Genomic DNA, 12,795 nt, shown 5'->3' with positions numbered 1-12,795 from the left:
TGCCCGCTAGCCAGAAACGACGAAAAAGATAAAAAGGGAATGACGTCGCAGACGTCATTCCCTTTTTTATGATAAAGCTTCTTTTAAAGCCTTTATTTGCCGTTTTAAACCAAAAAGGTCACTCCCTCTTCAGCAATGTCCGTATTGGGAAATACGGGCCTTGTTTGCTCTAAAAATTGATCTAGTTCTGTATACATGGAAGAGAAGTGTCCAATTAACAGGCGCTTAGCATGAGCTGCTGCTGCCAAAGAGGCTGCCTGTACCGTGGTACTATGGAATCTTTCTGCCGCCCTGGTCTCCAGTTCATGTAAATAAGTAGTTTCATGATAGATCAGGTCCGCACCTTCCAAATAGGGGAGGAGGTTGATATCGTAAATCGTGTCGGCACAATAAACATATCGCTTACCTTTCTCAGGTGGAATGGTCACCCAATCATTTTTTACCAACACTCCGTCTTTCCGGAGATAGTCGGCCCCATCCTGTAACTTGCCATAATAGGCCGATGGCACTTCATACGCCTTGGCCTGATCCGGAATGAGTTTGCGTTTTTTCTTCTGCAATTCTACAGAAAAACCAAAACAGGAAATCCGGTGCTGTGTGGGGAAACAGCTTACCGTCAGATCCTTGTCTTCCAAAATTACCCCATTATACCCCGGCATCAGCGGTACAAAATTAATTTCATAGCGAAGCGCTGTTCCGGAACATTCCATCTGCAACTGAATAATCTGTTCCATTTCCGGCGGAGCATAAATACTGAGCGGATCCACTCTGCCCATCAGGTTCAATGTATTCAACAGTCCTATCAGACCAAAATAATGATCCCCATGCAAATGACTGATGAATATATAACGCAGTTTTCCGCGTTTGATCCGGTACTTCGCTATCTGCAATTGGGTACCTTCCCCGCAATCAATCAGCAGCAGCTGATCATTACAGGTAATAATCTGAGCCGTTGGGTGCCTATCCAGGGTTGGGATGGCCGAGTTATTTCCTAATATCGTTACACCAAACATTATTTCTTTTTACTTGCCTGAGGCTAATTTATTCCAATCCATCCAATAATTCGCGCTCCAATTCTTCCATCATCACCAGGTCTATCGCTTCCGCCATAGTAGGAGCCAGATTAAAATTATCAGGTCCGGCTGATTTTAACTGGTGTGTTAAAGTACTGTTAATGCCTGTAATCGCACAGCTACGGTTATTGTCATACATATGTGAATAGACTGCTAAAATGGCTTCTATCCCTGCGTCGTCGGCCGTTTCTAGCAAATGTAAATCCAGTATGAGATTGCGGGTGTCTAATCCAGGAAGGGTAGTGGCTGTTGTGATAAAGGGGGCTGACAAATTAGCATCCAAAGCATTGATTTCTGGACAAAAAACCACTATTTTTTCTTTGGTATCAATTTTGAATTTCATGCGTTGGATATTGTTTTATATTTTAGTAAAGATCAAATTTCTGACTTAAATAATGGGCACCCACCTGAAAAAATACCCTGGAGAGAACGAACAATTACATTTGTTTCTTCGTAGATATTTTTAAAAAGACCCGTACCCGTTTCACCACAAAAATAAATATTACTATTAAAGTGTAAGATGCCAGAGTGTAAAAAAGGAATAACTTCAATCTGGCAGACACGCTGTCAAGGGAAATCAGAATTATTCGTTATTATTGTATAAGCATGCCCCCGTAAGGGTTTTTCTAATCTAATTTATTCACAATGGACCAGAATTTTTCACCGCAAGTTAAGGAGATCATTTCGTTCAGCAGGGAGGAAGCTTTACGCTTGGGAAATGATTTCATCGGTACTGAACACCTGCTGTTAGGTATAATTCGCGAAGGCGAAGGGACGGCCATAAAGATTCTGCAGGCGCTGAACGTAGATCTCTACGAACTCCGCAAGGAAGTAGAATTGGCCGTGAAAGATAAGACGGGGAAAAATATTCCAAACATTAATAGTTTGCCCCTGACCAGACAGGCAGAGAAAGTTATCCGGGTGACCGTGCTAGAGGCCAAAGCCCTCAAAAGCGCCACCGTGGAAACGGAACACCTCATGCTGTCTATCTTAAAGAATAAAGAAAACGTTTGTACACAAATCTTACAACAATTCGACGTGGACTACGATACTTTTAAAAACGAACTAGGCTTTGTAAAATCTGCTGATCCGAAAGCAGAATTTGATGATCCGGGTGAAGAAGAGTTTGAAGATGAGAGAAAGAGCTATGCCTCCAAAGCCAAACAGACAAACACTAAGTCCAAAACCCCGGTACTGGACAACTTCGGTAGAGACATCACCAAACTGGCCGAAAGCGGAAGCTTAGACCCGATTGTAGGACGTGAACAGGAAATTGAACGCGTTTCCCAGATTCTCTCCCGTCGTAAAAAGAACAATCCTATCCTCATCGGCGAGCCTGGTGTGGGTAAAACTGCCATCGTGGAAGGCCTCGCCCTCCGCATCGTTCAGCGCAAGGTTTCCCGCGTGCTGTTCGATAAACGCGTAGTTAGCCTCGACCTCGCTGCACTGGTTGCTGGTACCAAGTACCGTGGTCAGTTCGAAGAAAGGATGAAAGCCATCATGAATGAACTCGAAAAAAACAGAGACGTTATCCTGTTTATCGATGAAATTCATACGATCGTTGGCGCAGGTGGAGCTTCCGGTTCCCTGGATGCTTCTAACATCTTTAAACCTGCCCTCGCAAGAGGTGAACTCCAATGCATCGGCGCTTCTACCCTCGATGAATACCGCATGTACATCGAGAAAGATGGTGCACTTGATCGCCGTTTCCAAAAGGTAATGGTAGAACCACCTAGCGTGGAAGAAACCATCCAGATCCTCAATAACATAAAACCACGCTATGAAGAATATCATAACGTGAGCTACACAGACGATGCTATCGAAGCATGCGTTAAATTGAGTGATCGTTATATGACGGACCGTCTCCTCCCAGATAAAGCAATCGACGTACTGGATGAGGTAGGCGCCCGCGTACACCTGAAAAACATCAATGTTCCGCAAAATATCCTCGATCTCGAAAAACAAATCGAAGATATCAAGCAGGAAAAAAATAAAGTAGTGAAAAGCCAACGCTTCGAAGAAGCCGCTGCACTGCGCGATACTGAAAAGAAACTAGGTGAAGACCTGGAACGCGCTAAAGCAATGTGGGAAGAAGAAGTGAAGCACAAACGCTACCCAATTGATGAAGAAGCTATCGCGGAAGTAGTATCCATGATGACTGGTATCCCTGTGAAAAGGATGGTACAGGCAGAAAGCGATAAATTACGCCGCATGGGTGAAGACCTCAAAGGCGCTGTAGTAGGCCAAGACGAAGCGATCAGCAAAGTCACCAAAGCCATCCAGCGTAACCGCGTCGGTCTGAAAGATCCTAAAAAACCAATCGGTACATTCATCTTCCTCGGCCCTACCGGGGTGGGTAAAACAGAGCTTGCCAAATCACTGGCCCGCTATATGTTCGACTCAGATGATGCACTGATCCGTATAGATATGAGCGAATACATGGAGAAATTCTCCGTTAGCCGCTTAATCGGTGCGCCTCCGGGATATGTTGGTTATGAAGAAGGTGGTCAGTTGACTGAAAAAGTTCGCCGTAAACCTTACTCCGTAATCCTCCTGGATGAAATTGAAAAAGCGCATCCAGATATCTATAACCTGTTGCTGCAGGTACTGGATGATGGTATCCTCACTGATGGCCTCGGTCGTAAGGTGGACTTCAAAAATACCCTCATCATCATGACCTCCAACATCGGCGCACGCCAGTTGAAAGACTTCGGCGCAGGTGTAGGTTTTACCACCTCTACCCGCGTTACCAACGAAGAAGAGAACACAAAAGCAGTGATCGAAAAAGCACTGAAACGTACCTTCTCTCCTGAGTTCCTGAATAGAATTGATGATGTGATTATATTTAACCAGCTCACCAAAGAGCATATCTATACCATCATCGATATCACTATGCAGAGTGTGCTGAAACGTCTGAACAGCCTGGGCTTCAGCCTGGAACTGACAGAAGAAGCCAAAGGATTCCTGGCAGATAAAGGCTACGATCAACAATTCGGCGCCCGCCCACTGCACAGAGCTATCCAGAAATACCTGGAAGATCCACTGGCAGAAGAAATCCTCAACATGAATATTCATGATGGCGATATCCTGGTTGCTGACCTGGACAAGGAAAACCAAAAACTGGTTTTTACCCTGAAAAATAACTCCAGCAAAAGCAAATCAGAAAAATCAGAAGCGTAATAACTCTTTTGAATAAACGAAAAGTGGTCTCTACTCAGTAGAGACCACTTTTTTTTGCCCAAAACGCAATGCCAACAAAGCTCTCCTCCCTGTGGCCATCGGCCCAAAACAGCGATAAGACAAAACACTCCTGCCCGTAGTGCCTTCCATCGGCTCAAAACAGCGGTAAGACGAAACGCTCGTACCCGTCGCATCTTCCCATCAGCAGAAAAAACAACGAAAAGACAAACGCTCGTACCTGTCACCCCTCAGCAAAAAAATATTACGAATAGACATAACTCTCCTGTCTGTTGGCCCTGCCCCACTGGGCAGGGCCAACAAAAAAAATAAGGAAACGGGAGGGACGTCGCAGACGTCCCTCCCGTTTCCTTATCAAAATCACCTAAAAATATTTAATCCCTTAATTACATATCATGAAATTTTACTCCCCTCATTTCTCATATTTCCAATATTTCTGCGCATAACATCTTTATGCTATATAAAAATTTTATATTAAAAGAAAAATATATTTATATTTGTCGCGTGATATTTAATGGTAATATGACGAAGAGCTTGCCAGTACATTGTTTATAGAGATCGTACGAGCATACCAGTTTGAAATAATCGCAGAAAATATTTGCTGAAGTTTCAATAACAGGAAAATGGTATTATAATGTCATTTTTCCCGCTTGATGGATAGTATATTTTTGCATTATATAAAACCATAGTATTTACTAACTATTGTCTTATAAAATATTAATATTTAAAAAGGAAGATCCTTACTGAAAACACCTAAAGAATAGTCGAGTAGTCCTATGCCTGGTTTTTCTATGAAGCCTTTTGTGAACATGGAAAACACAAGAAGAACCTGAATGTAGCAAGAAGACAATGTCCCTATTTAAAACTGTTTATTAACGATTTTATCCGTATATCTATGACTAAATCTTTACAATTCGCAGTCCGCGGTTTGCTGTTGGGTGGTCTTGCGATGGTAGCATCTCAAGCTAATGCACAGCTGAAAGTAGGTACCAACCCTACAAAAGTGGACAAATCTGCGATCCTTGAGCTCGAATCTGACAGACAGGGTCTATTACTCCCTCGCATCGCGGACACTTCTTTAATGACAACCTTGAACCCGCCAAATGGTATGATCATCTACCTGACTAAAGCAGGTGAACAAGGTCTGTACGTTCGTGATCTCGGCAAATGGGTACCTATGGGAAGAGGTGGCCAATCCTGGGATATCCTGGGTAACGCATTGGATGCATCCAAAAGTCCATTTATTGGTTCTACCAACAACGTTCCTTTTGTCCTGAAAGGTAACAACATCGAAGGTATCAATATCGATAACGGTAAAGTAACTGTTTCTAATGGTATTACCATTAAGAACATTGCGGAAGATCAAACTGCTACTAAAGGCATGATGTTAGATCCTACCACTGGCATCGTTTCTTGGCGTCAATTCGGTACCAGCGCATTCACGGATGCTTTCGGTATCAACGGCGATAAAACGCCTGACTTCAACCTGGAAGTTCCAACCGGTGTTGCCTACAAATTTGTAGCGCCATCTGCTGGTCACCTGCAACTGAACATCCCTAACCAAGATGGTACTGGTACTGTTTCTGCAGGTTTACTGACCCTGGCTGACTGGCAAAAATTCAATTCAACTTCTCAATACCTCGTTGTAGCTAATTTCAGTAATCTTCCTAGCGCAGGTGGTATCACGATCGATAGTACAAGCGTTCCTGGTAGCAAAAGACTCTCCCTGACCGCTGCTGATGATACACATCCGGGTGGTATCTCTATCGGTAACCAGGTTTTCGCGGGTGAAAAATCTTTCCTGGATAAAATCACTGCACAATCTGGTCTGGATGTAACCAACGGCGACGGTAACTTCAGCAACAACATCACAGTAACTAAAAACGCTACTGTAAATGGTGACCTGATCGCTTCTGGCAACGCTACCATCGTAAAAGATGTAACCTTACCGGGTGTACTGACCAGCACGAATGCTGCTGATAATAGCGTACTGATCCTCGATGCTACCAATAAAGTAGTAAAGAAAACTTTACCAGCTAGCGCTTTCACTCCACCTACTTATGATACTGCACACTACGGTACCACTAACGTAGCTATTGCATATGATGGGAATGCTAATAAAGTAACTGTCAATATTCCTTATGCTGATAAAGCTAATGCAGGTGGTCTGGTAACCAATGGACAACAAACTATCGGTGGTCAGAAAGACTTCGATGCAGCTATTTCCGTGAGAGACAAAGCCTTAATTGGTGTTACTACTCCTACTCCTACTCCTGCTACCTCTACGCTCCAAGTACAAGGTTCCGTAGCGATGGCTTTCAAAGAAGTAATCAGCTCTTACACCCTGACTGACCAAGATTATACTGTAGTGGTTAAGTCTGCTGCTCAGACTAATATTACACTGCCTGCGGCTAATACTTGTCCTGGCCGTACTTATGTTATCAAAAAAGGTGCTTCTGCTCTCTTCGGTAACATAGATAACGATATCACCGTAAAACTTGCTGGTGCAGGCGATAATATCGAAGGTGGTTCTACTTACACCATCTACAATGACTGGACTTTCATTACCGTTCAATCTAACGGTAAAGATACCTGGTACATCATTAAGAAATAATGCAGTAATGCATCACAACGGTCATGCCTATACGGCATGACCGTTATATCCTCTCCCCTGATTACATAAAAAAAGTTGTATGAAGCTGAATGGAATGCTGAAACTTTGTGCAGTCGGTCTTTTATTAACATGCGGCAACGAGCTGTATGCTCAGCAATTGAAGCTGGGAACCAATCCTACCCAAATCACCAAAAGCGCATTACTTGAACTGAATAGTAACAGTCAGGGGCTTCTCCTGAGCCGCGTTATGCTCAGTCAGCTTTCCGGAAGTGGTACACTCGCCGCCGCACCTGATGGTATGATGGTTTTCGTGGATGATGCCACGGAAAAATCCCTCTACGTGCGCAAAGGAAATACCTGGAAACGAGTAGTGGACCTCGGTAATATCACTGCCGTTCAATCCTTTAATACACGTACCGGAAATGTAATGCCTGTAGCTGCAGACTACGCAAGCTTCTATACTCCGCTCACCCGCACACTCACTTTCAACTCTGGAAATACTGCACTCTCCATTGATATCGCAGCCCAGAACCTGAATGATGATCGCACCTGGACGATCACCGCGAATAATGCGAGCCCATTGTGGAATGCTAACGCCCTTAATAATATTCAACTCGATTACTCTACTCTTCCCGTAGAAGGAGACCTGCTAAGACTGGTTGGCGGTAAATGGAAACCGCAAAGCAATACTACTATTCTGAACAATACTACCGGTACGCCACAAGCTGCCGCTATCAATATCTCAGGTCCTGCTACCTTCAGCGGATTAATGAAAACGTCTGCACCGATCAACTCTACTGCAGATATCGTTACCACGCAAACTGTGTCTACCAGCGTGCTCAATGCCTCTGGAAATATCACTAGCGCTGGAGATCTAATTCTTACGAAATATACTGCCGGCTCCGTGCCCTTCATTAGTGGCACTAAAACCCTGGCTGAAAATAACGCTAAATTCTTCTGGGACGCTACCAATGTTCGCCTAGGTATTGGCAACAATACGCCGAACAATACCCTGGAAATAACACCTGCTACCGCCGGTACCAGTGTATCAGGACTTCGCCTCAACGGCCTTGGTGCTGCTACGCCTGCTGCTGCTTCTACCAAAGTATTATCTGTAAACGCTAACGGCGATGTAATTGTGCAAGATAATGCGGCTGTTGCAGGTTGGTCTATGAACGGTAACAGCAATGCTACTACTGCCAACTACCTCGGTACTTCCACCGATATAGATATGGTGGTGAAATATTTCAACAAAGAATTGTTCCGCGGTACCAAAGGGAATAATGGTTACAGTAACTACAGTACTGTGTTATTTAATGGTGCTAAAGCATATAATGCCCATCCATTCATTATCCGTGCAAATGGTAATGATATCATGGCTTTCGAAGATTCAACCGGTACTATTAAATATCATTGGAACTCGCTCGGTGGTGGTCTGAATTTCGTGGAATCCAATGTGGCTGATTATCGCATCTTTATGAGAGATAATGCAAATGGTGGTGGGGTAGGTATCGATACCAATACACCAACAGCTAACCTGTCTGTAAATGGTTCTTTCTCTACAAATATCCGATCTACAGCGGTGTCTACGACCCTGGCGGCTAATGATCATACGCTGATCCTAACAGCTAATAACCTTACTATAACTGTTCCGGCAGCGAGTGCATCCAACAAAGGACGTGTTTATGTGATCAAACAAGGAACAAATGGTAACTCATTTGTTCTTGCACCAGCCACTGGACAGCAAATCGATATAAATGCACTGAATGCCAACGTGACTATCAATAATGGAGCTGCAAAACAAGGTGCTTCAGCAACCATTCAGTCTGATGGTACCAGATGGTGGATCGTGACTTTTTAATAAACTTTTCTTACGGGATTACATGAGAAAACTTTTACTCATACTGTTTTTGCTGCTCAACTTCACCCCATGGCTTTCTGCCCAGCAGGGTGTATACATCCCAATGGGGAGCACTGTCTGGTTGTACAACAACACCCAGATAGGCATTTTCAGCAGTGTGACAAATGAAGGAATTCTCGGTTCTAATCCCGGTAGTACACTATACATCCTCGGCAAACGCTGGGTAAATGGTCTCAACGCCAGCCTCCCAGACGAAAGCGCCGACGGTAAATCCGGCGTAGGAGGAAACTTCCTCTTCTCCTCCCTCAACCCTATATTAGGTGATGTAGGACAACAATCCATCTTCGGTAACTATAGCGCTATTGGCCGCCAGGGAACCAGCTTCCCCAATATGGAAGTCAATAACGGAAAAGGCGTTATCCTAGATGACCTCAGCGATCTCAAAATAAGAGGGACCCTGCACTTTACCAGTGGTAAAATATATCTCAATGGCTGGAACCTCGTAGTAGGAGAGAACGGTCCCGGTAGCATTACCGGTTACAGCGATCTACGCTACGTAGTGACTGGCAATACCTTCGCGGGTGGCTATCTCTATAGAAACGGCATTAACTCCGCTGCGAATAAAGTAGTCTTTCCAATTGGTGCAGATGATGTCTCCTATTCCCCCGGCGCAGTCCTCCTAGACGGCGGCGCTACCGATAATTTCGGCATGAGGGCATTCGATAGCGTGTATACCATGGCAATCGGTGGTACCGCTTTCCGCGATACTTTCGTGAATAAAACCTGGAACATCCAACGTATGGATAATACCGGTGGTAAAGCTACCGTTATCCTCCAACACGCGGATAATACAGAACTACCTGCTTATAAACTAAAACGCGACAGCAGCTATATCTCCCGTTTCGGTATCACCGGATGGGATAAACTGGCTAATACACCATTTAAGCCATTGCCTGGTACACTCAGCACGACTGTAATGCTGCAATCAGCTACCATGCATATGCGCGAATTCATCGACTTAGGCCAAAACACCTTTTTCTCCAAAACTATCCTGAATGTCAGGATGGACCCGGCTGTATTCCTAGTGTTTGACGCTTATCGTACGAACCCTGGCATGGTGAAGCTCGACTGGACCACCTCCAAGGAAATCAATAATCTGCAGTTTGAAGTGGAACGCAGATACGAAAAAGACGAGGCCTTCTCCACCATCGCAGTGGTGCCTTCAAAAGCAGTTAACGGCAATAGCACTTCGCCGCTCTCATATACCCTCAACGATCCTAACGACTACGACGATAATACCTATTATCGCATAAAAGCCGTAGCGAAAGATGGTACAATTACTTATTCCGAAATCCGGATGGTGCCGCCAGTATTCAGCGTACAGGTATATCCGAACCCGAACCATGGTAACTTCCACGTGAAGATCCGCGGTACGAAAGATGACATGTTCCTGCAACTGATCGACACATGGGGTCAGGTGATGCGCCAGTACACTGTCAAGAAAGACGCGGATATCCAGTTCACGCATATGCCTTCCGGCGTATACTACCTGGTGCTGATCAACAAGGACACGAATAAGAAGGTGTACACCACAAAAGTGATCGTATTACCATAATCGGCTACAGATTTGCTTTTTTCAAAGAATTGCGTCAATTTTGTAGGGTCCTTTCCGTATAGGCATAAGCAAAACAAAACCTGACGACTTTGAAAAAAATAATCATCACGATAGATGGCTACTCTTCATGTGGCAAAAGCACGCTCGCAAAACAACTGGCCAGAAAACTGGACTATGTGTACATCGACAGCGGTGCTATGTATCGTGCTATTACTTTGTATTTTCTTCAAAATCGGATAGACTGGACTACTACCTCAGCAGTAGTAGCCGCCCTGAAAGATATCCACCTGGAATTCGTGCCTAATTCCCTCACCGGTATGTCAGATATGTACCTGAATGAGGAAAATGTAGAACATATGATCCGGGAAATGCTGGTGGCGGAAAAAGTAAGTGAAGTGGCTGCCGTTAAGGAAGTACGCGAGTTTGCCGTAGCGCAACAAGTGAAAATGGGTGCCCGTAAAGGTATTGTGATGGATGGCCGCGATATTGGTACAGTGGTATTCCCCCATGCAGAACTGAAAATCTTCATGACCGCAGATATCACCATCCGCGTAGAACGCCGATTCAAAGAATTATACGCGAAAAATAGAAATATTACCATCGAAGAGGTGAAAGCAAACCTCGAATTAAGAGACTATATAGACGCCAACCGCGAAATTAGCCCACTTCGTAAAGCAGAAGATGCTATCATCCTGGATAACAGCCATTTAAACTTGGAAGACCAGCTAGAACTGGTGATGCAATGGGTAGAGGATGCTACCCTGGCGCACTCCTCATAAAATAATATTTTATATTATTAAAATCCTTTTATACATTTGCGATAGCACTTCCAAAGCTGACGTGCTGATCCCAATAATTTTCCTAATCCTGAAGAATTTCCTCTCTAAACCTTATCCTTCCTGAAAAGCAATTGCAAGGAACAGGGAAGTCGTTTGTGTAAATGAACAGCCGTGTTAGACCCCGACTAACTGCATAAGACCTATATACTGGTTTTTGTGAAATGATCGTGTATTCCCATTAGGAATATCGTCCGAGAAACGTCTTATTCGCTGTATCCCAACACTTTGCTATTAATCGTTTACTACAGGTATTTTTTTATGTATACAAATACCGGAATAGCTATGCGTTCCGGCGAGTCAACTTAATGTGGGATAGCATGCTTTGCATGTGATGTGTCCCATATTTTCAGTAGGTGTATTCGGTTAATAGGAAGAAGGGGCGAATTCTTTCGCCCTTTCGCCTTTTTAACACCTATCTAAATGAAAGTACGGGTGCCAGCAAAATTCTTCCGGAACTCTGATGGCGTACTGCCTTTTTTCTTCTTAAATATCCGATTGAAATTGGAGAGATTCATAAACCCACACTGATAACAAATCTCCGATACCGAATGCGTCGTATCTATCAACATCCGCGATGCATGCCCTATCCGAATCTCATTCAAACTGTCGATGAATGTCTTCCCCGTCCGCTTTTTAATAAAACGACTCAACGAGACCGGCGTCATATTTACATGCTTGGCCAATTCGTTTAAGCCAATGTCCTTGTCGAAATGCTGTTGCATGTATTCGAACGCCTTCTCTATACGGCGACTATTATACGTATTCAATGACTCCGCGGGCGCACTGCTGAGTACGCGAATATTCCGGGAAATAGAAAGGTCATGCAGAATAGATAATAATTCCAATACTGAGTCAAATCCCGTTTTATGCGGTAACGCCAGCAGCCTAGGTTTGACAGCCATAATCGTTTCCCTGGAAAAAGAAATACCCTTGCTGGCATTCTCAAATAAGGACCGAATAAAGCTCAGTTGATTACGCCGCAACAACTTCGCATCCAATAACTGCGCATGAAATTGTATAGTTACTTCCGTAATTTTTTTACTCTTACAATGATGATCTAACCATACATGCTCCACACTTGGCGCTACCAGCACCAATTCCAGGTCGTCGATGTCTTCCACATGATCTCCCACAATTCTCCGTGCACCAGCCGCATTCATAATGAAGTTTAATTCATACTCCTCATGGTAGTGCAATGGGAAGTTAAAATTGCTTTTTACCCTGCTGAAAATCATGAAACAATCATGTTCTGTTAAGGGTGTGATCTCTTTGTATGCCTGTGTCTTGCGCATATTTGTTCATGTCTGATGATATAAATATAGTACAATTTGGTATTAAAAGTATTATGATAATAGTTGTATGTTATTATAGATAAAAATGGAATTAATTAAGCATTATTAGGCGTTTTGCTAGATAGTTTTAAGGAGACACGAAGTAATCGTTGCTAGTTTTGTAAAACTTAGGATAAAAAAGTATCACAGTTGAGTTGTTTAATAAAATACTTTTGATTCAATGTTCTGAGACAGTAACCAACGTTATGAAGGCCAACCGAAATAGCTGCCGGAACAAAAATTATCAACACAACAATCAAGTCG

At 43.7% G+C, this 12,795-nt stretch carries 8 protein-coding genes; 5 read left to right on the top strand and 3 right to left on the bottom strand.

What is annotated here, in order from left to right:
* Window positions 1–104 precede the first annotated feature (104 nt).
* Window positions 105–1,013, bottom strand: a complete 909-nt coding sequence (locus JO154_RS23130) for a ribonuclease Z (protein ID WP_291950351.1) — start codon at window positions 1,011–1,013, stop codon at window positions 105–107.
* Window positions 1,014–1,041: 28 nt separating this feature from the next.
* Window positions 1,042–1,416, bottom strand: coding sequence for an STAS domain-containing protein (locus JO154_RS23125; RefSeq protein WP_291950348.1), 375 nt, complete (start codon window positions 1,414–1,416; stop codon window positions 1,042–1,044).
* Window positions 1,417–1,718: 302 nt separating this feature from the next.
* Between JO154_RS23125 and JO154_RS23120 the strand changes: the two genes are divergently transcribed.
* The 5 genes from JO154_RS23120 to cmk all read left to right on the top strand — a co-directional run bounded on the left by JO154_RS23120 (window position 1,719) and on the right by cmk (window position 11,140).
* Window positions 1,719–4,253, top strand: coding sequence for an ATP-dependent Clp protease ATP-binding subunit (locus JO154_RS23120; protein WP_291950345.1), 2,535 nt, complete (start codon window positions 1,719–1,721; stop codon window positions 4,251–4,253).
* 913 nt (window positions 4,254–5,166) lie between these two features.
* The gene (locus JO154_RS23115; RefSeq protein ID WP_291950343.1) at window positions 5,167–6,885 is read left to right on the top strand and encodes a hypothetical protein; all 1,719 of its coding nucleotides are present in this window, start codon (window positions 5,167–5,169) and stop codon (window positions 6,883–6,885) included.
* A 79-nt stretch (window positions 6,886–6,964) separates the two neighbouring features.
* Entirely contained in the window at window positions 6,965–8,746 is a 1,782-nt protein-coding gene (locus tag JO154_RS23110; protein ID WP_291950340.1) for a hypothetical protein, read from the top strand.
* Between the two features lie 22 nt (window positions 8,747–8,768).
* Entirely contained in the window at window positions 8,769–10,361 is a 1,593-nt protein-coding gene (locus tag JO154_RS23105) for a T9SS type A sorting domain-containing protein (protein ID WP_291950337.1), read from the top strand.
* A gap of 89 nt (window positions 10,362–10,450) precedes the next feature.
* The gene (cmk, locus tag JO154_RS23100; protein ID WP_291950334.1) at window positions 10,451–11,140 is read left to right on the top strand and encodes a (d)CMP kinase; all 690 of its coding nucleotides are present in this window, start codon (window positions 10,451–10,453) and stop codon (window positions 11,138–11,140) included.
* 476 nt (window positions 11,141–11,616) lie between these two features.
* On the opposite strand, the gene JO154_RS23095 is transcribed toward cmk, so the two are convergent.
* On the bottom strand, window positions 11,617–12,492 hold the full coding sequence (locus JO154_RS23095; protein ID WP_291950331.1) for an AraC family transcriptional regulator: 876 nt from the start codon (window positions 12,490–12,492) through the stop codon (window positions 11,617–11,619).
* Window positions 12,493–12,795 lie beyond the last annotated feature (303 nt).

The sequence above is a fragment of the Chitinophaga sp. genome (assembly GCF_019236475.1).
Classification (GTDB): Bacteria; Bacteroidota; Bacteroidia; order Chitinophagales; family Chitinophagaceae; genus Chitinophaga.
This window is presented reverse-complemented; position numbering and strand designations above follow the sequence as displayed.

Bases quoted from the DNA above. Each gene is read 5' to 3' on its own strand.
- JO154_RS23125 (WP_291950348.1), bottom strand. From the start codon at position 1,416: ATGAAATTCAAAATTGATACCAAAGAAAAAATAGTGGTTTTTTGTCCA.
- JO154_RS23095 (WP_291950331.1), bottom strand. From the start codon at position 12,492: ATGCGCAAGACACAGGCATACAAAGAGATCACACCCTTAACAGAACAT.
- JO154_RS23120 (WP_291950345.1), top strand. From the start codon at position 1,719: ATGGACCAGAATTTTTCACCGCAAGTTAAGGAGATCATTTCGTTCAGC.
- JO154_RS23130 (WP_291950351.1), bottom strand. From the start codon at position 1,013: ATGTTTGGTGTAACGATATTAGGAAATAACTCGGCCATCCCAACCCTG.
- JO154_RS23105 (WP_291950337.1), top strand. From the start codon at position 8,769: ATGAGAAAACTTTTACTCATACTGTTTTTGCTGCTCAACTTCACCCCA.
- JO154_RS23110 (WP_291950340.1), top strand. From the start codon at position 6,965: ATGAAGCTGAATGGAATGCTGAAACTTTGTGCAGTCGGTCTTTTATTA.
- JO154_RS23115 (WP_291950343.1), top strand. From the start codon at position 5,167: ATGACTAAATCTTTACAATTCGCAGTCCGCGGTTTGCTGTTGGGTGGT.